General features: G+C 44.6%; 15 protein-coding genes. 11 read left to right on the forward strand and 4 right to left on the reverse strand.

Annotation, left to right across the window (positions count from 1 at the left end):
• Both JJ941_RS05720 and JJ941_RS05725 read left to right on the forward strand, forming a co-directional pair.
• A complete protein-coding gene (locus JJ941_RS05720; RefSeq protein ID WP_290962727.1) occupies positions 1-771 on the forward strand; it encodes a metallophosphoesterase in 771 nt (256 codons plus the stop codon).
• 5 nt (positions 772-776) lie between these two features.
• On the forward strand, positions 777-3,098 hold the full coding sequence (locus JJ941_RS05725; RefSeq protein ID WP_290962728.1) for a transglycosylase domain-containing protein: 2,322 nt from the start codon (positions 777-779) through the stop codon (positions 3,096-3,098).
• 3 nt (positions 3,099-3,101) lie between these two features.
• Here the strand turns inward: JJ941_RS05725 and JJ941_RS05730 are convergent, their stop codons facing one another.
• The 3 genes from JJ941_RS05730 to atpD all read right to left on the reverse strand — a co-directional run bounded on the left by JJ941_RS05730 (position 3,102) and on the right by atpD (position 5,888).
• Positions 3,102-4,007 carry a hypothetical protein gene (locus tag JJ941_RS05730; RefSeq protein WP_290962729.1) on the reverse strand — a complete coding sequence of 302 codons (906 nt, stop codon included), beginning with the start codon at positions 4,005-4,007 and terminating at the stop codon, positions 3,102-3,104.
• 105 nt (positions 4,008-4,112) lie between these two features.
• The gene (atpC, locus tag JJ941_RS05735; RefSeq protein WP_255135794.1) at positions 4,113-4,370 is read right to left on the reverse strand and encodes an ATP synthase F1 subunit epsilon; all 258 of its coding nucleotides are present in this window, start codon (positions 4,368-4,370) and stop codon (positions 4,113-4,115) included.
• A gap of 18 nt (positions 4,371-4,388) precedes the next feature.
• Positions 4,389-5,888 (reverse strand): F0F1 ATP synthase subunit beta, encoded by a 1,500-nt coding sequence (gene atpD / locus JJ941_RS05740; RefSeq protein ID WP_290962731.1) that lies wholly within the window; start codon positions 5,886-5,888, stop codon positions 4,389-4,391.
• A gap of 244 nt (positions 5,889-6,132) precedes the next feature.
• Here atpD and JJ941_RS05745 point away from each other — a divergent pair, with 244 nt between their 5' ends.
• The 6 genes from JJ941_RS05745 to lon all read left to right on the forward strand — a co-directional run bounded on the left by JJ941_RS05745 (position 6,133) and on the right by lon (position 19,048).
• Positions 6,133-7,722 carry a mucoidy inhibitor MuiA family protein gene (locus tag JJ941_RS05745; RefSeq protein WP_290962733.1) on the forward strand — a complete coding sequence of 530 codons (1,590 nt, stop codon included), beginning with the start codon at positions 6,133-6,135 and terminating at the stop codon, positions 7,720-7,722.
• Positions 7,723-8,317: 595 nt separating this feature from the next.
• The gene (gene rsmB / locus JJ941_RS05750) at positions 8,318-9,637 is read left to right on the forward strand and encodes a 16S rRNA (cytosine(967)-C(5))-methyltransferase RsmB (RefSeq protein ID WP_290962735.1); all 1,320 of its coding nucleotides are present in this window, start codon (positions 8,318-8,320) and stop codon (positions 9,635-9,637) included.
• A 123-nt stretch (positions 9,638-9,760) separates the two neighbouring features.
• Complete coding sequence (locus JJ941_RS05755; RefSeq protein ID WP_290962737.1) at positions 9,761-12,448, forward strand: valine--tRNA ligase; 2,688 nt, start codon at positions 9,761-9,763, stop codon at positions 12,446-12,448.
• 88 nt (positions 12,449-12,536) lie between these two features.
• Positions 12,537-14,822 carry a UvrD-helicase domain-containing protein gene (locus JJ941_RS05760; RefSeq protein ID WP_290962739.1) on the forward strand — a complete coding sequence of 762 codons (2,286 nt, stop codon included), beginning with the start codon at positions 12,537-12,539 and terminating at the stop codon, positions 14,820-14,822.
• 94 nt (positions 14,823-14,916) lie between these two features.
• Entirely contained in the window at positions 14,917-16,374 is a 1,458-nt protein-coding gene (locus JJ941_RS05765) for a DUF5723 family protein (protein ID WP_290962741.1), read from the forward strand.
• Between the two features lie 127 nt (positions 16,375-16,501).
• Positions 16,502-19,048, forward strand: a complete 2,547-nt coding sequence (gene lon, locus JJ941_RS05770; protein WP_290962743.1) for an endopeptidase La — start codon at positions 16,502-16,504, stop codon at positions 19,046-19,048.
• 52 nt (positions 19,049-19,100) lie between these two features.
• Here lon and JJ941_RS05775 read toward each other — a convergent pair whose 3' ends face one another.
• Complete coding sequence (locus tag JJ941_RS05775) at positions 19,101-19,445, reverse strand: DUF6122 family protein (RefSeq protein WP_290962745.1); 345 nt, start codon at positions 19,443-19,445, stop codon at positions 19,101-19,103.
• Between the two features lie 267 nt (positions 19,446-19,712).
• Here JJ941_RS05775 and JJ941_RS05780 point away from each other — a divergent pair, with 267 nt between their 5' ends.
• The 3 genes from JJ941_RS05780 to JJ941_RS05790 all read left to right on the forward strand — a co-directional run bounded on the left by JJ941_RS05780 (position 19,713) and on the right by JJ941_RS05790 (position 23,128).
• Positions 19,713-20,921, forward strand: coding sequence for an FAD-dependent oxidoreductase (locus JJ941_RS05780; RefSeq protein WP_290962748.1), 1,209 nt, complete (start codon positions 19,713-19,715; stop codon positions 20,919-20,921).
• 84 nt (positions 20,922-21,005) lie between these two features.
• Positions 21,006-21,911, forward strand: coding sequence for a ribosome small subunit-dependent GTPase A (gene rsgA / locus JJ941_RS05785; RefSeq protein WP_290962750.1), 906 nt, complete (start codon positions 21,006-21,008; stop codon positions 21,909-21,911).
• Between the two features lie 95 nt (positions 21,912-22,006).
• A complete protein-coding gene (locus JJ941_RS05790) occupies positions 22,007-23,128 on the forward strand; it encodes a DUF6588 family protein (protein WP_290962751.1) in 1,122 nt (373 codons plus the stop codon).
• The last annotated feature ends 4 nt before the right edge of the window (positions 23,129-23,132 follow it).

Consider the following 23,132-nt stretch of genomic DNA (forward strand, 5'->3'; position numbering starts at 1 on the left):
ATGGATTTTAGCCAGCACGTTTTTATTTCTGATGTACACCTTGGTGCTTTTTCTTCGGAAACCAATAAGCAGATTGAGCAGGATTTAATTGCTCTCATTCAATTTTGTAAGCAGGAACGTATTAAAATGCACATCCTGGGTGATCTTTTTGACTACTGGATGGAATATCCTGAGAAAGGATTTGTGCCTTCATTAGGAAAAAATGTATTAGATGCATTTGAAGATTATAACAAAACCGTTACCCCTGCCCTGTACATAACCGGAAATCACGACAACTGGACATTCGGTCATTTTGAAGATCGCGGTTTCGAAATTGAACCCAATTTCAGGCTACTTGAACTTAATGATAAACGTTTTCTGCTGATGCACGGCGATGGAGTGGCAGCAAATAAGATTGATTTTCCCAGGGCTACCTTTCACCGCCTTTTGAGAAACCCGGCTTTTGTGAGTACCTATCAAAAAATATTATCTCCGGAAGCAGGCCTCGCAACCATGAAATTGTTTTCCTCTGTTACAAGAAGGAGAAATAATCACAATCCCGAACCTCTGAACCGTCAGGCAAAGAAGATCTTCGGGCGTCATAATTTAGACTTTATCATAAGCGGACATGATCATGTACCAAGAGTGGAAACATTTTCGCGCGGAGACTATATAAATCTGGGAACATTTTTTAACCACCGGACCATGGCCTTATATAACAAACAAGGAATACAACTCGTTAAGTGGAAGGCGGCATCAAAAAATTTTTTACCTTTCGAAGGAATTAAATAAATACCATGAGCGACGACAAGAAAGAACCCATCGATCATAAACGGTACTTCAACGATCCGGATTACCGAAAGAAGATATTAAAGGAGCGAAAGGAAAAAGGTGAAGCAGCTCCGGGAGGGTCTTCCCCTTCTTTCCGAAAGTTCTGGATATGGGCCGGTAGTATAGCCGGTGTTTTATGCCTGTTTGTGGCTGGGTACGTCTTTTATCTATTTCAGGGACTTCCTTCTGCCGATGAATTTGAAAACCCGGAAACCGCCATCGCCTCAGAGGTGAGAAGTCGGGATGGAGTAACCCTTGACAAATATTTTACCGAGAACCGAAAATGGGTTCGCTACGAAGACATCTCCCCTCATGTAATTGACGCACTGGTTGCCACCGAAGACCACAGGTTTTACAATCACTGGGGAATCGATATGTATGCTACACTGGCTATACCCTGGCACCTGATCAACGGTCGCTGGCAGGGAGCTTCTACTATCAGTCAACAGCTTGCCCGAAACCTGTACAAGAAAATCGGACAGGAATTTTCCATTGCCCGTAAGTTCAGGGAAATGATTACGGCCGCTCAGCTCGAAAAGCGGTACACCAAGCGTGAGATTGCCGAGATGTACCTGAACACGGTGGAGTTTCCAAACTCAACCTTCGGTATTGAAGCAGCCGCTCAAACCCATTACGGTAAACCTGCCAAAGAATTAAATATTAATGAAGCTGCGATGATGGTGGGCTCGTTGCAGGCCATTTATGCATATAACCCCCGGATCTTTCCGGAACGATCAGAACGACGTCGCGATATCGTTCTTTCGCAAATGCATAAGCGAGGATTTCTAACCGATCAGGAATATATAACACTGACCGAAGAGCCTATTGGTCTGGATTATCATCCGCCTTTCAAAACAGGTCGTCAAAGCCGTTATTTTGGTGAGTATGTCCGCCAGCAGGTTCAGCCCTGGTTAGAAGAAAACGGGTATGATTTATACAAAGATGGGTTAGTAATTTACACCACTATTGATTCAAGGTTACAACGCCATGCTGAGCGTGCGGTAAAAACCAAGCTGGATTCCCTGCAAAAAATCTATGAAGCTGAATGGACCTCACCCGGTGGCGAATACATGGATGAATTCTGGGAAAAGAACCCATTATTCCTGCGCCAATTTTTGAGAGAAACCGACCGCTATAAAAATGGTTTCTCCAAATATGATACCAAGATAGAGAAAGTCGTTTTCGATTCTCTCTTTGCAGATACCGCCTTTGTTGACTCAGTGAAACGTGCACGAACGAAGCTCGAATCCGGATTTGTGGCAATTGAACCCAGCAACGGTAAAGTTTTAGCCTGGGTGGGCGGAACCGATTACGGAAACGTTCAGTACGATCATGTGTATCAGTCACGCCGGCAGGCAGGTTCTACCTTTAAACCCTTTGTATATGCAGTAGCCATCGATAACGGGTACAAACCCTATCACAAGTTTTCCAAGTTCCCGGTGACCTTCCGCGACCGAGCCGGAAAAATCTGGAATCCCAAGGATGAAACGGTTCATGACGGACCTATTAATGTATCACTAAGAGAAGCGCTCGCCCGCAGTATGAACAATGTAACCGTTCGCTTGCTTCCTGAAATTGCGGGAGCCCCGGGAACCAACAAGTTGTGGGAATTAGATCCTGCAGCCCGCAAGATTAAGGCCATGGCCTCCAATCTTGGAATAGATATGAGCAAAACTCCGGCCTATCCTTCCATAGCTTTGGGAACTGCAGAAGTATCACTGCTGGAATTAACCAGTGCTTATACTACTTTCGCCAATAAAGGGGTTCATATTGAGCCGATTGCCATAACCCGAATTGAAGACCGTGAGGGAAATATCCTTAAAGAATTTCACCCAGATTACACCAAGGAAGTGATTAGCCCGGAAACGGCTTATATTATCACGGATATGCTTAGGGGCGTTATCCGCGGTGGGGAAGATTTTTATGGAACGGGCGTTCGTTTACGAAATGTGTATGGCGTTCGACAGGATGTGGCCGGTAAAACCGGTACCACTCAAAACAGTGCTGATAACTGGTTCGTAGGCATGATGCCTCACATTGTGATGGGTGCATGGGTAGGTGGAGCCGATCGCCGAATTCGCTTCCCTGAAGATACCTATATCGGTCAGGGTGCCCGGTCTGCGCTTCCAATCGTTGGTACTTTTATTAACTATGCCACAGCTGACGATCAGGCCTATTGGAAGTATGATGCTTTTGATCCACCCCCTGGATTTGTGATGCCCGAAGATCCTGAAAAGACCAACAATGAACTGGTTAAGGATAAAGACAAAGGAAGAATAGGCTGGTAATTGTTACCGGCCTTCATCCAGCCAATGGATGAGATTTAGTAAAAATTGAATGTTCTGCGGGGCCAGGTTTCGGTTGTTAAGCCCAAATTTAAATTCACCCTGGTCATTTGTAATTTTTTGAGCGGTAAACATCGCGGCTTCTCCAAAAACAGCTAATCGTCCCTTCCCGAACTCCATTATTACACCCTGGGAAAATCCATTAAGATCTATTGTTTTGGTGGTGTCCGTAAATTGCCAGGCTATTTCAGGTTCAAGGCTTACATCACCCTCTTCAAAAAGCATAACCGGTGTTGCATCGGAAGGATAAGTAAAAGCTGAACCTGTAAAGGAGGTCACCCTGGTTATTCCGTCTGTGATTTCCGTTGAACTGAGTTTTCCATTCTCCATGCTAAACACATCCGGGCTATTCCCTTCTTTATTTAGACGGGCAAAGCCATTACTGAACTCAAAGCCAAATGCCTTCGTCAGATTTGAAGCCGCTCCCGGAAAAGGCATATGATCGGCAATCAAGAACAGACTGCCTCCCTCTGCCACCCAGTTCTTGATGGTTTCTACTTCTTTGGCAGAATAAACCGGAGGATTGGGCAGTTGCCAATTTCCGAGATTGCTTTCGTGAAGCGGGTTGACCGTAACAAAAATCCGGCAATCATTTAACTGAGCTATTTGCTCGGCCGGCTCGGGGAAATCTATGGTTTGATAGCCGTCTTTCCGAAGGATATAAGCTGTGGGAGCAAACCCGCCCATCAGCGTATGAAAGTTATTATGGGCAGAGTCAAAGCAAATTACAGGTCCTTCGTCTGCCACATAGCGAGGTTCGTCAATATTAACCGTGAAAGAGGTATCGGGTTGTTGCTGGGCCAGGCCGTACAACGGCATAATCATCAAAACTGAAAGAAAGATATAACTCATGAGCTCAATTATTTAGTTACTACTATAAATATAGTACTATATCCCAAATAAAAAAGCCGATGTTCCCACCGGCTTTTTAACACTAAATAATAAATGGTTTCAGAATCAGGCTTCTTCTACAGATTCTGCCAACAATGTAAGTTTGTTGTTGTTTACTTCAACAAACCCACCGGAGATCAGAAAGTTTGTATCTCCATCATCTTTACGCACCAGTACACTTCCCTTTTCCAGAGTTGATACGATAGGCGCGTGATTTGCCTTGACTTCAAAGCTACCCTGCGTTCCGGGTAACTTCACTCCGGTTACTTCTCCCTCAAAAAGAGAGCCGTTCGGAGTTAAAATCTGTGCATTAAATGAGCTCATGAAAATACCTGATTAAATTTAAGCAGCTTCTTGTTCTTCAGCTTCAGCGAGCAGCTTCTCACCTTTCTCAATAGCTTCGTTGATATCCCCTACCATGTAGAACGCGTTCTCAGGAAGGTGATCAAGTTCGCCGTCAAGAATCATCTTGAAGCCTTTAACCGTCTCATCAACTTTCACATAAACACCCGGCTGACCTGTAAACTGCTCGGCCACATGGAAGTTCTGAGAAAGGAATCGCTGAACACGACGGGCACGGTGTACAACCTGCTTATCTTCGTCAGAAAGCTCATCCATACCGAGGATGGCAATAATATCCTGAAGGTCTTTGTAGTTCTGAAGCAGACGAGTCACGCGGTTGGCAACGTCATAGTGCTCTTGTCCAACAACCTTCGGATCCAGAATAGTTGATGATGAATCCAAAGGATCAACCGCCGGATAAATACCGATTTGTGTTAATGCACGCGAAAGTACCGTTGTTGCATCCAGGTGAGTAAAGGTGGTAGCCGGAGCAGGGTCAGTTAAATCATCGGCAGGTACATAAACGGCCTGAACCGATGTAATTGATCCGCTCTTGGTTGAAGTAATACGCTCCTGAAGGTCACCCATCTCGGTAGCCAGTGTTGGCTGGTAACCTACCGCAGAAGGCATACGTCCCAGAAGTGCAGACACCTCAGAACCGGCCTGTGTAAATCGGAAAATGTTATCAATAAAGAGCAGGATATCACGGGATACTTCATCACGGAAATATTCAGCTACTGTTAGCCCGGACAGTGCTACTCGTGCACGTGCACCCGGAGGCTCATTCATCTGACCAAATACCAGAGTAGCCTGAGATTCTTTTAATTTCGTTTTATCTACTTTGGAAAGGTCCCAGTTGCCCTCTTCCATAGATTCTTTGAATTCATCGCCGTAGTTGATAATACCGGACTCGATAAATTCACGCAGAAGGTCATTTCCTTCTCGGGTACGCTCACCAACACCGGCAAATACGGAAAGTCCACCGTGCTGCTTCGCAATATTGTTAATCAGTTCCTGAATCAACACGGTTTTACCTACACCGGCACCACCAAACAATCCAATTTTACCACCCTTGGCATACGGGCAAAGCAGGTCAACAACTTTGATACCTGTCTCAAGCATTTCGGTTGATGTAGCAAGCTGATCAAAAGCCGGAGCCTGGCGGTGAATTGGGTAAGAATTTTTTCCTTCCGGGGCATCGATTCCATCAATAGAATCCCCTACTACATTAAATAGTCGGCCTCGGATATCTTCTCCCACCGGCATAGAAATAGCTTTACCGGTGTCAACAACTTCCATACCGCGAACAAGTCCGTCGGTAGAATCCATCGCGATGGTACGCACACGATCTTCACCAAGGTGTTGAGCAACTTCAAGAGTTAGGGTTGAGCCGTCTGTCATTTTAATCTCAAGGGCGTTGAGAACAGCCGGAGTTTTACTTTCAGAAAAATCAACATCAACTACAGGTCCAATTACCTGCGCTATAGTTCCTTTATTCATGTGCTATATCGCGATTTTGTTAGTTTTGCTTTGATGAATTAGTAGCCTGAATTATGCACTACTGCAAAGGCTGGTAAAGATAGGCAGATACATAAAGAGAGGCAATCAAAATTCTTATGAAATATTACAGACAATTTTGATGCACCCGTTTAGTTTGTTGAGCATCATTCTCACATTAAAATGCGGGTTTATTTACGCCCTGCTATATTGATGTTAAACAACCCATTAATTAATCCAGTGAATTATGAACACCCTCCTATTTGTGCTCTTCCTTTTTGTGAATGCATTCCCGCCTACCGACTCCCTGCTTACCACCTCTCAAATTGATGAAGTAACCGTTTACAGACAACAAGCACAGATTCAGCGAAAGGCCACCCTCAATTTAAAGGCCGGAAAAAATATCGTTGTATTTGAGCAGCTCACCCCTTCTATGAATCAAAACAGCATTCAGCTTAAAGCGGATGGACAGTTCACGGTTCTATCCATAACGCAAAGGTATAACTATTTTAAATCTCAGCAACGAAATCCACAGGTCTTACAACTTGAACAACGAAGAGACTCTCTTCAGCAGGAAGTTACTTTCCTGGAATCGGACCTGAATGTGATACAACGGGAAATGAGATTATTGGAAAGCACCACCTCAGATGTGCAGAATCATGAGTTGACAGCTGCTGAACTCACCCAATTTCTTGATCTTTACCGGAGCCGGGCATCGAAACTTGAGCGAGAGAGAATCTCCCTTTCCAAAAAACTCAATACCGAAAGGGCCGAACTGAATAAAATCATCGCTCAGATACGGGAGTTGAGCGGGAGTCAACGTAATCGGTTTTCTGAGGTAATTGCTGAAGTGAATTCGGAACAGGCTCAAACCTTAACCTTTACTCTTAGTTATCTGGTCAGGTCTGCCGGGTGGTCACCTTCTTATGATATCCGTTCGCAGAGTGTTTCGGAACCATTACTCATCAATTACAAAGCAAAAGTATTTCAGAATACGGGTATCGATTGGGATGATGTGAGTCTTACTATCAATTCAGGAAATCCATCAGCCGGTGCCACATTACCAAATATTTCTCCAACCTATGTCGATTTTGTTCAGGCCTATCCTCAACCTGCCAAACAGAGTATGATGGATGAATTAGTTGTTACGGGATATGCAGAATCTGATGCTGCCAAGCGAGCTGAGGTAGCTATGGAGGCTCAGTTACCAAGCGTTGACTTCACCCAAAACCAAACATCATTCAGCTATAAAATTAACACTCCATACACTGTTCCGTCAGACGGGAAAGCCCATAATGTTGAAATTAAGCGAGCAGAAACAACTACGGATTACAGCTATTCAACCATCCCGAAGCACGCGCAACATGCCTACCTGATCGGGAATATATCGGACTGGGATGATTTGAATCTGATTGCCGGAGAAGCCAACATCTATTTCGAAAACAGTTTTATCGGTACAACCCGAATAAACCCCAATTCATTTGATGACACCTTGTCGGTTTCACTTGGCCGTGATGAAGGAATTATTGTGGATCGTAATAAGCTTCGGGATTTTGAAGAACGAAATTTCTTCGGAAACAGAGTCAGGGAAAAACATGCCTGGGAAATTAACATCCGGAACACAAAGTCCGAATCTATTACGATAACGGTAAAAGATCAGCTTCCGATTTCCGGAAACGAAGACATAAAGGTGAACGCAAACCGGCTTAGCGGAGGAAATCTGGACAAAGAAACAGGTATTGTAACCTGGACCTTAACCCTTTCCCCAAACAGTTCCGAATCGTTGAGATTTGACTATCAGATCGAGTATCCGTCCGATCAAAGGATTAGCTACTAAAAATCTTATTAGTAGTTTCAAAATTGAAATGAGCCGGATTCTGAATAGCGCAGGGCTGAACCCCATGCTTGCTTACCGGATGAGATTGGGAGCTATTCATGATTTGTTGGCACTAAAGAGTACTGGTTCCGCTGCGGAACCCCAATGCGAGGCTCAGCCTCAGAATTGGCTGGGTTAGTTGGTATTTAGTGATTAGAGTTAACTAATTTGAGAGAGAGATTTCGGGGGACGGAAAGTGGTTATTGAGGAGGAGCCTCGGGCGGGCATTACGGAGCGGAGCACCCTAACGAGAACTAACTAACTATTCATGGTTGGGTGCTATGGATACCCCTGTTTCCTGTAAACAAGCATGGCGTTCACGGCTGGCTTATAGAGATAACACACTCCACCACTGTCACGAAACCCCTCATAAGGTAAAAAAACTGCTAAATTGGGTGTACTTCCATTAGCAACTCCCCTGTTAAAATTTTATCTTTACAAGCTATTGAGCCGCGCCTAAAACCGTGGCTCGTTTTATTGCATCATCCAAGACATCAAGGTGACGAAAATCACCTTTTTTTGTAGCAGGTAACCACAATTTTAAAACTCGACTCCTTTGGAAACTGAATTATCAGAACGCTCGGTAAGTGTAGACATTCTCATAAACTTCGATGAAAATCAGAGGCTGGATTATAACCTGGCTGATGAGCTTGAAACAAGAGAACGGGCTCAGGTCAGGGAATACGTGCAGAATATCATGCGTAAACGAAGCTACCTCGATTTTTTGATCGATGAATTCTCAAGCGTTTCCGTGGCTGAAATGAAGCCGGGCTTGAAGAATATCCTGCGCCTCGCCATTTATGATATGCTGTTTATGGACAGCACCCCGGATTATGCTGCCATTAACGAAGCGGTTGAAATAGCCAAAATGAAACTCGGTTCTAAAACCGGAGATTTGGTAAATGCTATTATGAGAAACCTGCAGCGTGATCGCGAAAAGTTGCCCAAGCCGGCGTTTAAAGATCGTAACAAACTGGTAGCCACTACTTTCTCTCATCCCGAATGGATGGTGGAGCGTTGGAGAAAGCGTTTTGGAGAGCGTGAAGCCTTCCAGCTGATGCAGGCCAACAACTCCCGCCCACATTATTATGTACGTGTGAATACGCTGCGAACCAAGCCGGAAAATTTTGAGCTGCGCATCGAGAAAATGGATGTGGTAGCCAAACCAAGCGACTGGCTTCCGTATTACTACCAGGTAGAATCGGTCCAGCCTTTTATTGAAAAAGGATTGTTGAGCAAAGGCATTTGCCTGGTACAGGATATTGCCGCCGGCTTCGCCCCTACTGTGTTAGACCCTCAGCCGGGCGAGAAAGTATTTGACCTCTGCGCAGCACCGGGAACTAAATCCATCATGATGGCCGACCTGATGCAGGCCGAAGGCGAAATTCTTTCCGTAGATATTTCTTCCGAGCGGTTGGAAAAGCTGGCTGAAAGTGCCCTTAATTACGGAGCCGAGAATATTAAAATCCGCCGTGGTGATGTACTTGAAGTTTCCCTTGGGTTGGCAGATGCCGTACTCCTGGATGCGCCATGTACAGGAACCGGAGTATTAAGCAAGCGCGCTGACCTTCGCTGGAGACGTGATGAAGAAGGATTGAAAAATGCAGTTGAGCTACAGGAACAATTACTGGAAGAAGCCGCCAACATGGTTAAGCGAGGCGGACGTTTGGTGTACAGCACCTGCTCACTGGAGCCGGAAGAGAATATGGAACAAATCACCAAGTTCCTTGAGAAGTACGATAACTTTGAACTTGAACCTCTGGAAGATTACCTGCCGGAAGAAGTGTTGGCTGAAGAAGGCAAAGCCTACCAAACATTCCCGCACAAGCACGGCTGTGACGGACACTTTGGCGTGCTCCTGAAACGAGTTAAATAATAGTTTACAAACAATCGCTCCAGCGCAGAGCGTGTGGAGCGAGGCTTTATTAATACATTCAACCATAATAAACTGGTTTCGAACGCTCTGCGTCGGAACCTATTAGTTTAAAAAGCTGAAGTTTTGAGTAAAGAAATTCCCGCACAATACGATGCCTCTAAAGTTGAGGATAAATGGTATGCCTACTGGATGGAAAACAACTATTTCCATTCTGAACCGGACGATCGAGAGTCTTTTACCGTAGTTATCCCCCCTCCCAATGTTACCGGTGTGCTCCATATGGGACACATGCTGAACAATACCATTCAGGATGTTTTGGTTCGTCGTGCACGCATGCAGGGTTACAACGCATGCTGGGTTCCCGGAACCGACCATGCCTCCATTGCCACTGAAGCAAAAGTAGTACGCAAACTACGTTCAAAGGGAATTACCAAAAAAGACCTGACGCGGGATGAATTTCTGGAGCATGCCTGGGAATGGACACATGAGCATGGCGGAATCATCCTTGAACAATTGAAGAAGTTGGGAGCCAGTTGCGACTGGGACCGTACCGCTTTTACCATGGATGAGGATTACTCAGAAAGTGTAATTGATGTATTTATCGATCTGCATGAGAAAGGTAAAATCTATCGTGGCGAACGAATGATTAACTGGGATCCGGCTGCCCAAACTACGCTAAGTGATGAAGAGGTCATCCACAAAGAAGTGGATTCCAAACTGTACCATGTTCGTTATAAGATTGTGGGCGAAGATGAGTTTGTAACCATCGCAACTACCCGGCCGGAAACCATCCTGGGAGATACCGCCGTTTGTGTGAACCCGGATGATGAACGCTACACGCATTTGCACGGGAAGAAGGTGATGGTGCCCTTGGTTAACCGTGAGATTCCTGTGATTCAGGATGATTATGTGGATATGGAATTCGGAACCGGTTGTCTGAAAATCACCCCTGCTCATGATGTTAATGACTATGAAATCGGACAAAAGCACAACCTTGAAACCATTGACGTACTGAATGCCGATGGCAGTATGAGCGAAGCGGCTCAGCTTTATATTGGAGAAGACCGGTTTGCGGTCAGAAAGAAAATTGCTAACGACCTTGAAGAAGCCGGTCACCTTGTAGAAGTGGAAAATTACAAAAACAAAGTAGGCTTCTCGGAGCGAACCGATGTACCCATTGAGCCTCGCCTGTCTCTGCAGTGGTGGGTGGATATGGATCAGCTCAGCAAGCCCGCTCTCGATAACGTGATGGACGACACGGTTGAATTCCACCCCGCTAAATTCAAGAATTCTTATCGCCACTGGATGGAAAACATCCGGGATTGGAATATAAGTCGTCAGCTTTGGTGGGGACACCGAATTCCCGTGTTTTATTACGGGGAAGGCCATGATGATTATGTAGTCGCTAAATCAATGGATGAAGCTCTTCCTAAAGCACAAGAGAAGTCAGGGAATAAAGACCTGAAAGCCTCTGATCTGAAGCAAGATGAAGACGTGCTGGATACCTGGTTCTCCTCCTGGCTATGGCCTATTTCTGTGTTTGATTCAGATTACATCCGAACCGGCAAGGCCAATAAAGAGCTTCAATATTACTATCCAACCAAAGATCTGGTTACTGCTCCTGAAATCATGTTTCTCTGGGTAGCTCGTATGATTGTTTCCGGGTATGAGTACATGGACGACAAACCGTTCGACAATGTGTATTACACCGGTATAGTTCGCGATAAGAAAGGTCGGAAGATGAGCAAGAGTCTCGGAAATTCCCCCGACCCGCTGGAACTCATTAAGAAATATGGAGCCGATGGAATCCGGATGGGAATGCTTTTTGCAACCCCGGCCGGTAACGACCTCCCTTTTGATGAAAAACTGTGCGAGCAAGGCCGCAATTTCTGTAATAAAATCTGGAATGCCTTCCGCTTTCTTACCATGAATATGGAAGATGGCGAGAAGTATGAGCCAACGCTGGAAATCAATAAAGATGACATATCTGACCGGTGGATGGCTGCGCGGATTCAGCAGACGATTCAGGAAGTCAATAAAGACTTTGATAACTACAAGCTGAATGATGCACTCAAGAAAGTATATTCCCTGATCTGGGATGATTTCTGTGACTGGTATATAGAATTGGCTAAGCCGGAAGTGTATGGAGAAAAAATCCCTGTTGATAAACTCAATACAGCGCTGGGGTTTTTTGAGCAGCTCATGAAGCTCCTCCACCCTTTCATGCCATTCATTAGTGAAGAGATTTACCAGCACATTCAGGAACGAGGTACGGAAGAAGCACTTCTTATTTCCGAATGGCCTAAAGCCGATGATGCTAAGTTAAACGAGGACGATCTCAAACTTTTTGGGACCTTGCAGCAGATGGTTTCTTCTCTGAGAAATATCCGTTCTGAAGTGAATGTTTCCCCGAAAGAAGAACTGGATGTTCTGATTAGTACAAAAGAACAATCCACCGCAGAAGCCCTTCTCGAAAACCAGCTTGTGCTGAAAAAGCTGGAAAGCATTCAGTCGCTAACCATTTCAACCCAAATTGACAAACCCAAAGTGTATTCGTCCTCCATTGTAGATGGAAATGAACTGTTTGTACCGCTGGATGGTCTGGTTGATTTTGACAAGGAACGAGAGCGTATCCAAAAAGAGATTGACCGTTTGGAAGGATTTTTATCGGGTATAGAAAAGAAGCTGGCAAATAAAGGCTTCATCAATAATGCCCCGGAAAACGTTGTTGAGCTGGAGAAAAAGAAGAAAGCCGACACGGAAGACAGCCTCGCTAAACTGCGGGAACAACTTAAAGATTTTGAAGAATAACCACATCGTTCACTGAGGAATACAGGGAATAAATTTCAATAGTTGTAGTTACTTGAACTTTCTGTGTCTTCGTGGTTAAAAGAATATTATGAAAACATTTTCACTTCCATCTGAGGAGCCTAAAGGACGTCCTGATTTTCTATCCGGGCTGAACAAGCAGCAGAAACAGGCTGTAACCCACACCGATGGCCCACTACTTATTGTGGCCGGTGCAGGCTCCGGAAAAACCCGGGTTTTGACCTATCGAATTGCTTACCTGCTGCAGCAGTATAAAGCAGCACCCGAGCAAATACTTGCTTTAACCTTTACCAATAAGGCAGCCCGGGAAATGAAGGAGCGTATTCAGAACCTGATCGGCGATAAAGCCAAAAAACTCTGGATGGGTACCTTCCACTCTATCTTCTCAAAAATTCTGCGCTTTGAAGCCGATAAAATTGGCTATGGCGCGGACTTTACCATTTACGATACCAATGATTCACAGACGGTAATCAAACAGATTCTGCAGGAGCTGAATTTTGATCCCAAAGAGATCAAACCCAAAACCATCCATAATAAAATCAGTGACTCTAAGAATCAGCTGATTGAAGCCGATACTTACCAGGATCGTTTTGTGAGCAGTACGCTGGATGATATTACAGCGCGGGTGTACAAAATTTATAACAAGCGGCTGAAGCAGAGTAACGCCATGGATTTTGACGACCTGCTGGTGAAACCGATCCAACTGTTTGAAGAGCATCCGGACATTCTGGAAAAGTACCAGGACCGTTTTAAGTATATTCTGATTGATGAGTACCAGGATACCAACCACGCTCAGTATAAAGTAACCAAGTTATTAGCCGCCAAGTACGAAAATATTTGTGTGGTTGGTGATGATGCCCAAAGTATTTATTCCTTCCGCGGAGCAGATATTTCGAACATACTGAATTTTAAGGAGGATTATGAAGATGCGACACAGGTGCCGCTGGAGCAAAACTATCGCTCCACAAAAGCCATCCTGCAGTGTGCCGATTCCATCATCAAACAAAATACCAAGCAGCTCGATAAGACCCTGTGGACCGATCAGGATTACGGCGAACGCATCACCGTTCTGGAAAACTTTGACGAGCGGGATGAAGCCAATCGCGTAGCCAGTCACATTCAAAACCTGAAGATGAAGCATGGCTACAAAAACAACGATTTTGCCATTCTCTACCGCACAAACTACCAATCGCGTGTATTTGAGGAAGCCCTGAGGCGCAAGGATTTGGCTTATCAATTGGTGGGCGGACTCTCCTTCTACCAGCGTAAAGAAATTAAAGACGTGCTGGCTTATCTCACCCTGTTGGTCAACCCCCATGATGAAACCAACCTTTTGCGGATTATCAACGAACCTTCACGGGGAATTGGGAATAAATCCATACAGGATTTAATCAAGCAGGCGCGGGAAGAGAGCAGTTCCATCTGGAATATCATCCAGAACATTGAAGAGCTGGATGTCTATAAACCGGCCAAAGCACGGGTACGTGAATTTGTAGATATGATCAACCGCTTGCGAAGTAACCTTGAGGGCGGCGAGAGCATTTCGGATACGGTGAAAGCCATGCTGGAGCAATCCGGTTACATGCGTGCATTGGTTGAGGAAAACTCCCATGAATCGATGATGCGCAGGGATAACATCATAGAGCTTCAAAATGCGATCTCTTATTACGAAAAAGGAAAAGAGAAACCATCCCTGAGTGCTTTTTTACAGGAAATTAGCCTCATTACCGATACTGATAAGTTCGACGAAGACAAACCGGCTATTACTCTGATGACGGTTCATGCTTCCAAAGGACTCGAATTTCCCTGTGTATTTATTGTTGGGCTTGAAGAGAATCTGTTCCCCATGGGTGCCCGGGATAATTTTGATGTGGACATCGAAGAAGAACGCCGCCTGTTTTATGTAGCTATTACCAGAGCCGAGGAACGGTTGTATTTCAGCCATTGCAGGAGCCGGTTCAAGTTTGGAGAAGAAATGCGCCAGTCGCGTTCCCGATTTCTGGACGAAGTGGATGCCGGCGTTGTTCAAACCGAAACCGGGGCAACGATTTCTCAAAAGAAAGACCGGTTTGAGAATAAATCCTCCGGTGATTCCGGCAGGGATATGGACTACGATTGGAAGCAAGCCCACACCAAAAAAACCTACAAGTCTCCCTCGGCTACCATTCATTATGACTACGAAGACGGGGAAGATCCATTCCAGGTTGGCACTAAAGTGATTCACTCTAAGTTCGGGCCCGGTAAAATCATTTCCAGGTCAGGATTAGGAACAGATGCCAAAGTTGTTGTATTTTTCAAAAACAGAGGACAAAAAAAGTTAATGTTGAGGGCAGCTCCTCTACAGGTAATTGATTAGTAATTAACAGATTACCCCACGTTAGCGTTAGAATATCATGTATAGTCGGCAGGCAATATCTTTACTATTTTTCCTGTGTTTAAGCAGCTTTTCGGTGCTTGCACAGCCTGTTATTACTCCAAGAAATATGGCTCTTGGAGGTGGCGGAAGTACCTATATCACCGACTATAATGCCAATTTCTACAATCCAGCGAACCTCATGATTCGTGATCGTGAAGGTGATTTTTCAATCGGGGTTGGAATCGGCGGTTTTTTCTTTAATCCCTTTGAGAGTTTTGACGATCCGATTTTACAGTATGAGAACGCACGGGATTATTTATCAGCTTATGAGTCCGGTAATCGAGCTTCTTTCAGTTCAAACCGGGATGAAATTCTGGACGAGAATTATCGCCGTAATGCTACCCTTTCCGACAATACCACCCGCTACGATGCAACGGTATTGGGTATGAAGTGGAAACGGGAAAATCGCTCATTTTCTGTTGCCCTCCGAACACGTACTTCTTCGAATTTCAGAGCCGGAAAAGGATGGTATGTCAACGAATTTCAGGAAGACCGGGACGGTAATACTGTACTTGACCGAAGCCTGATCCACCGGTACCAAACGCTTCATGAACTCTCCTTTGGGTATGCGGAATCGTTTCCTTTTCTAACGGGATTAACCCCGCGGCTTGATAATTTTGTTATCGGAATAGCACCAAAAATCGTGGTTAGCGGTAACTACCAAAATGCTGCATGGGAGAATGTCTATCAGCAGCAGGGTAATTCCGTGCAAAGAATTGAATCCTTTTCTTATGATGCCACCGGAGAATTTTCAGCATCTACCGGGGCTTATTTTAACGGCAGTAACATACAAACTGCCAATACACAGTCATTCAATAATAACTATTTCACATTTGATGGAATCGGGGCCGGACTGGATATCGGCGTTACCTACCTCCTCACTCTGGGTAGTGACCTATCCGCCATTCGACCGGATCAACAGCCCACCCGAAAATCGCTTCGGCTTTCGTTTTCGATGACCGACATCGGGTTCGTTTCCTATAACAACGATGAGCTTACCATTTCGATGGATACCGACACCACGATGGGAGCTGCGGTTCCATCTAACGTAAGTAACGAAATGTTTACCGGCACCCGAGGGCAATACATCTCGTTTATAGAGCAATATGGAGAAGACAATCCATTCACAGGAACCAACCGAAGCCGAGCTTCTTTTTCTACGCTTTTGCCGATGGCGGTTCACGGAGGAGCTTTACTTGAAATTAACAGGCTGAAACTGATGGGTGACATCAGTATTGGCCTGACAAATAATGCTTTCAATTCAACCAAAATAATTTCTTCTGTGGGGGTTGAAATTCGACCTTTGAAGTTCTTGCCACTACGGGGAGGGGTTCAGTTTAAAGCTGCACAACCCAATTTTCTTAGCCTTGGAACCGCTATTGAAACCAAGAAATGGGATTTTTCTGTGGCCGCCCTGTTAACTCCCAATTCCCTCACCAATCAACCCACAATAACCGGGGTTTCGGTAGCTACCCTTCAGTTCCACTTTTAAAGCCTGCCACTTTGCCCTACATTACTGACAGGCAGCGGGTGTTTCTGACGCTTTGTTTTGTGTGAATGATATGGCTTCGTATTTGCACCTTAATATTCAAACGTAAAAACTGCAGATATTTTTATTTATGAAACAGCGCTTTGATTTATTTGAAAAATTCGATCAGTCTGATGACAACTTCGATGATTTTGAGCAGGCCATTCCTCTCATGTCCGAAGAAGAAGAGAAAGAACTGACGGAAGCTGAAATTCCTGATTCCCTCCCCATCCTACCCCTGAAAAACACCGTATTATTTCCGGGAGTTGTTGTTCCGATTACCGTTGGGCGCGATCGTTCTCTTGCCCTGGTAAAAGAGGCTTACGATGGAGACAAAACCATTGGGGTCGTTACCCAGAAAAATGAAGATATAGAAGAACCTGAGTACAAAGATCTTCATAAGATCGGAACCGTTGCTCAGATTCTGAAGCTCATCAAAATGCCGGATGGCAGCAAGAGCATTGTTATTCAGGGCAAGTCTAATTTCAAGGTTAAGAAATTCACCCAGAGTACTCCCTATTTCAAGGCTGATGTGGAGCCGTACAACAAAGAAATGGATATTGAAGGGTTAGAGCTGGATGCTTCGGTTCGCAATATTAAAGAGACGGCGACCAAGATTATCAACATGTCTCCCAACATTCCTTCGGAGGCATCTATAGCCGTCAATAATATCAACAGCCCAACTTTTCTGTTGAATTTCATTTCCTCCAACCTGAATGTGTCTATCTCAGATAAACAGTCTCTGCTGGAGATCCGTAAATTTTCTGAGAACCTGGATAAGGTCATGGAATTTCTTGAGAAGGAAGTGCAGGTGCTGGATATGAGTGAGAAAATCCGGACTAAAGTGAAATCGGATATTGATGACCAGCAGCGTGAGTTTTACCTGCGCCAGCAAATGAAGGCCATTCAGGAAGAGCTTGGTGAAGACGCCGAACAGCAGGATATTGAAAAACTGCGTGAGCGCCTCAAAAGCAAAAAGCTTCCGGACAGTGCCCGCGAAACGGCTGAAAAAGAACTGCAGCGACTGGAAATGACGCCTAATGCATCTCCAAATTATGGCATTATCTACAGTTATGTGGAATGGATTCTGGATCTGCCCTGGGAAGAGTTTTCCGAAGATAAACTGGATCTAAAATATGCACGAGAAGTGCTGGATGAAGATCACTACGGACTCGAGAAGGTTAAAAAAAGAATTGTCGAATACCTGGCCGTATTAAAGCTCAAGCAGGACATGAAAGCTCCTATTCTCTGCTTCTACGGCCCTCCGGGTGTTGGAAAGACCAGCTTAGGGAAATCTATTGCAAGAGCGTTAAACAGAGAGTTTGAACGCTTCAGCCTGGGTGGCATCAGAGATGAAGCCGAAGTTCGCGGTCACCGCCGAACATATATAGGTGCCCTGCCGGGACGCATCATCCGTTCCATGAAAAAGGCCGGCAAAGGAAATCCCGTTATCATGCTGGATGAAATTGATAAAGTAGGTGCCGACTACAGAGGTGATCCCACTTCTGCCCTGCTCGAGGTTCTAGACCCGGAACAAAATGATACCTTCACCGACAACTATCTTGAGCTGGAGTATGACTTGTCTAAGGTGATGTTCATCGCTACAGCAAACTCGCTGGATACCATTCCGGCTCCGCTAAAAGACCGTATGGAGATCATCAACATTAGCGGTTATACGCTGGAAGAGAAAACTCAAATTGCCAAAAAGTACCTGATACCCAAGCAAATTGAAGAAAACGGACTGAAAGAAGAGCAGATTTCTTTCACGGACGACTCCATTGAACGACTTATTGATCAATATACCCGCGAATCCGGCGTTCGAAATCTCGAGCGACAAATTGCCGGATGCTGCCGTGGAGTTGCGGCTAAAATTGCCTCAGGCGAAATCGAAGAGTTTGATGTAGAAGCCGATGATGTAGAAGAATTTCTCGGTAAACGGAAGTTTTTCAGCGATGCAGCCGAGCGGACCACCGTTCCCGGCGTGGCTACAGGCATGGCCTGGACGCCGTACGGCGGTGACATCCTATTCATTGAGGCCAGTGTATCTAAAGGCTCCGGGAAACTGAATATTACCGGTCAGCTTGGCGATGTGATGAAAGAGTCCGCTATGCTGGCTGTCTCTTATCTGAAGGCACATTCCGAAGAAATCGGTATTCCTGAAGAAGCGTTCAAATATTGGGATTTACACGTACACGTACCGGCCGGAGCAGTTCCTAAAGACGGACCTTCTGCCGGAGTTTCGCTGATGTCAGCAATCGCCTCCATATTTACGCAACGTAAAGTGAAAGGCACAATCGCCCTTACCGGTGAGATTACCCTTCGCGGACTCGTTCTGCCTGTTGGCGGAATTAAAGAGAAAGTGCTGGCAGCCAAGCGAGCAGGCATTAAGAAAGTGCTGCTTCCAAAGAAAAATGAAAAGGATGTAGCTGAAATTGAAGAAGAAGTACTCGGTGATCTGGAAGTAGAGTACCTGGAACGTATGGATCCGCTGCTGGATATCATCCTCGAAGATGAACCCGTTCAGGATGCTTCCGACTTCTTTAAGGTAAGCGAAGCTCATAAAGCTTCTGTTTCCGGTAAGAATGGAAAAATGCCCCAAAAAGATGTGGAAGTGGTAAGTCGCGATGATGACGAATAATTAATCCTGACATCATTGATAAATTAAAAGAGCGGGTTTTGCCCGCTCTTTTTTACACTATACAATCCAGCCCATCCAGCAGCATGTGAATAAGCAGCCCTAAGCCTGTAAGTTGTATCCTAAAGTTCCACTTCTCTCCCGCTTCTGAAAGCTTCCAGGACTTTAGATAAAAAGGAATCATAAACATCAGAATGTAAACAGCTATTGCCCAAATAGTATGTAAGGGATGGAACCCGATCGAGCACCGGTTTGGATCATAAACCGGGTTGGCTAACAAATGATCTGCATCTACTACCATGGTCGCTATCAGGATCAGGAAAGCCAATTTCCATTTCGACCTGTAAAAAAACCAAGCTACAATTAAGGGAACCAAAAAATGAGAAATTATATGTACCATGTTCTCAAGCTATGATTTTCTGTGTTCGTATCATATCCGATTCTCTTACTTCTCACTATTCTTGCCAGTTATAAAATTATCGTTTTTGTGATACTTTGGTTCCTCTCATTCTATTTGAAGCCATAAAATTCCTACATAAGATATTTTGGTAACAGAAAATTGCTCTTCGAACCCATGATGAAAGCCTTTGGATTTTTTAGGCCCTTCATAAAATCTTCAAGAAAAATTAGTAATCAATATTATCTATACAAATAAAATGGGGGAGTTATGAAAAAGCGAATTATTATAGTAGGGTCAGGATTTGCAGGCTATACCACGGCGGTTCAGTTGGCAAAGGCTACAAAATCCAGATATGATATCAGTGTGATTGACAAAAAACCCGAGTTTGTATTTACCCCCTCTCTGGTCTGGTTCCCCTTTGGGAAAAAGAAAATAGAGAACAGCTCTTTTGACACCCGGCCCATATATGAAAAATTAGGGGTTACCTTTATCGAAAGTATAGTTTATGGGTTTGATTTAGAGGATCAGCTAATATACACCCCTGATCGAGATATTGAGTATGATTATCTTGTGATAGCAACAGGTAGCACCCCGAAATTTGCAAGTATTAAGGGATTGTATCCCAACATACACACATGGTCCGTATTCAGTGGTTTCGAACATGCCCAAATTACTAAAAAGGCCTGGAAAGAGTACTTGAAAAAACCAGGCCCCCTGGTGGTAGGTACTTCGCAATGGGGCGGTTATTCTTATGTAGCCTACGAGTTTTTATTTAATGCACTATACCAATTGCACAAAGCAGATTTACTGGACAACGTACCTATCCATTTCATCACTTCAGAGCCTTTCCTTGGCCATTTTGGAATTGGCGGACTCGGTGAAGACTCCGACAAAGCAATGGAGCTTTTTAAAAGCTTTAATATCAAAGTTCATCTGAATGCTGAAATTCATGAGGTGAAATCAAATGAAGTAATTCTGGAAGGCGGAACCGTTCTACCTTCTTCATTTACCATGATCATCCCTCCCTTTAACGGTATAGATGCAGTTAAAACTACTCGAAAATTTGGCAATGAAAACGGTCTGATTCGTGTAACTGATCAATTTTATCATCCTAACCATCCAAATGTATTCGTTGCCGGAGGCGCCATTTCTGTAGTACAAAAAGCAGACAGTAAAGTTGGGATTGCCATGCCATGTACTCACTCATTCTCTGAAATGACCGCAAAAGCCATAGCTCAGAATATTACAGCTGAGATCGAAGGGGGAATTCATGCGGCCAGCACCACCGAAGAACTATACAGTTTTATCCGTAAAGATCTTCAGTATTTGGGTAATATCATGTTCAGGGAGTACTCTAATGTAACCGAAGCTCTGAACTTCATAGCAAAAGGGTCTCAGGATAAATGGGCAAACCACTCCCTGAAAGACTATATCGAGTCAGCCTATTCGGAGAATTTCATGAACATTAAATATTAGAGTAAGATCGCGCTACAGAATTTGTCTTGAAGGTTTCTGAAAAACACATCTTGTTAATCCCTTTTCCTTCCTTATTTTTGTCGCATGCAAAAAGGAAGAGTCATACAATCTACCGGTAGCTGGTATCATGTTGATACCGGGGATGAAATTATAAAATCGCGTCTGCCGGGTCGCTTTCGGTTGAATGAGAAAGAAGTCACCAACCCCATAGCTGTTGGCGACTGGGTAGAATTTGAGCTCAATGACGATGGAACCGGTAATATTGATAAGATCCATGACCGGGAGAACTATATCACCCGGCAGGCTACCCACGGTAAGAGAGGTGAACAGATACTGGTTGCCAACCTTGACCAGGCTTGTGTGGTTCAATCCATAAAAAAACCAAAGGTAAAGGAAGGATTTATCGACCGGTTTTTAGTGACCTGTGAAGCCTATGAAGTGAAGCCGGTTATCATTCTGAATAAAATTGACCTGGCTAAAAGTGGCGGACTCGAATTTGCTGAAGAACTCTCAGAATTATATACCGGGCTGGGTTATACTTTTTTAATCACCAGTATTGATAACTCCGATTCACTGCAAAAGCTGAAAGAGCAACTCAAAGATAAAACATCCGCTTTTATTGGCCCCTCCGGAGTGGGTAAAACCAGCTTAGTGAATGCTATTGATCCTTCTTATGACCTTAAAGTGAAAGAAGTGTCCGACTTTTCTAACAAAGGAAAACACACCACAACCTATGCTCAATTGATTCCACTCAGTTTTGGTGGATACCTGGCAGACACGCCGGGAATCCGGGAATTCGGGCTCGTTAATATTGAACCATGGGAATTGTCTCTATTTTTCCCTGAGATGCTGGAACCCAGAAAGGAATGCCAGTTTAATAATTGCACGCACGCTCATGAACCGAAATGCGGTGTAGCAAAGGCTTTTGAAGACGGTGAAATTGCTGTCAGCCGGTACAATTCATACCTGAATATGCTTGATTCCCTATAAAAGCGATATTTTCCAAACCCCGGATACAGGTATTCCCTCTCTGCAAAATTATATAGATATTAGGACATAACACTCAACAAATATCAGGAGTACGAATGTTTAATAAATTCAAAAAAATAACGAAAGGCTTATGTGCCCTATCTGTCATAAGCCTCGCTACAGTCGGGAATGCACATGCACAACTCGGGGATGCCGGAGCAATTCTAAGAGCAGGTGCTGAAGATGCGAATACATTGATGGAAAGCTATCTGGCACCTTACACCAAAGGTTTTGGAGCCGGACTGAATACAGGGTGGTTCAATACCGCTAAAGCTCATCCAACCCTTGGCTTTGATATAAGCCTGAATGTATCGGCTGCCGTTATTCCGGGGTCTGATCAAATTTTTGATGTCAGCCAGCTTGCTCTTCAGCAGTTAGAAGTGGTTTCAGGTGGTTCTGAAACGCCTACGGTTGCCGGAGACAAAAGCACCAATACCGAAGTAGGTATCTTTGCCACTAATCCTCAAAATGGAAACAGAGAAGAAGTGGCTCGTTTTGGGCTTCCTGGCGGATCAGGATTTCCATATGCACCTGCTCCTATGATTCAGGCAAGCCTTGGTATTGTTAAAGATACCGACATAAGTCTGCGTTATATCCCGGAATTCACAGCCCCTGTAGTTGATGCCGGCGTTGGGTTATTCGGAGTCGGTGTAAAGCATGGTATCAATCAGTGGTTACCAGGCGGAAAATTATTACCGGTCGATCTTTCTGTTCAAATTGGGTATAACAAGTTTAATGCGAACGCAAACTTTAATGTAGATCCGGAAGAAGGTTCTGACATTTACAACCCTTACAACGCATCTCAGTGGGACGGCCAGGGAATTGACTTAGAAACCACAGCCACCACCTATAATGCCATTGTAGGTAAAACAGTGCCATTCGTTTCTGTTTATGGCGGGATTGGTTTCGAAACTTCGAAAACTTCTCTTAAAACACCCGGTGCCTACCCTGTTACCTCTTTCAACCCGAATTACAATCCGAACTCTACTGATCCGGAGACTCGGGAAAAGAGAATTGAATCTGTGGAAGGTCCCATCGACCTGGAGATTAAGGATAATAACTCCATGCGTGCTTTTGCCGGTTTGAGATTCAGCCTTGCAGTATTCAGAATTTCAGCCAGCTACACCATCTCCAACTACTCTACATTTAACGTAGGTGTTGGTTTTGGTTTAAGATAATCCG

Source organism: Gracilimonas sp. (genome assembly GCF_017641085.1).
Classification (GTDB): domain Bacteria; phylum Bacteroidota; class Rhodothermia; order Balneolales; family Balneolaceae; genus Gracilimonas.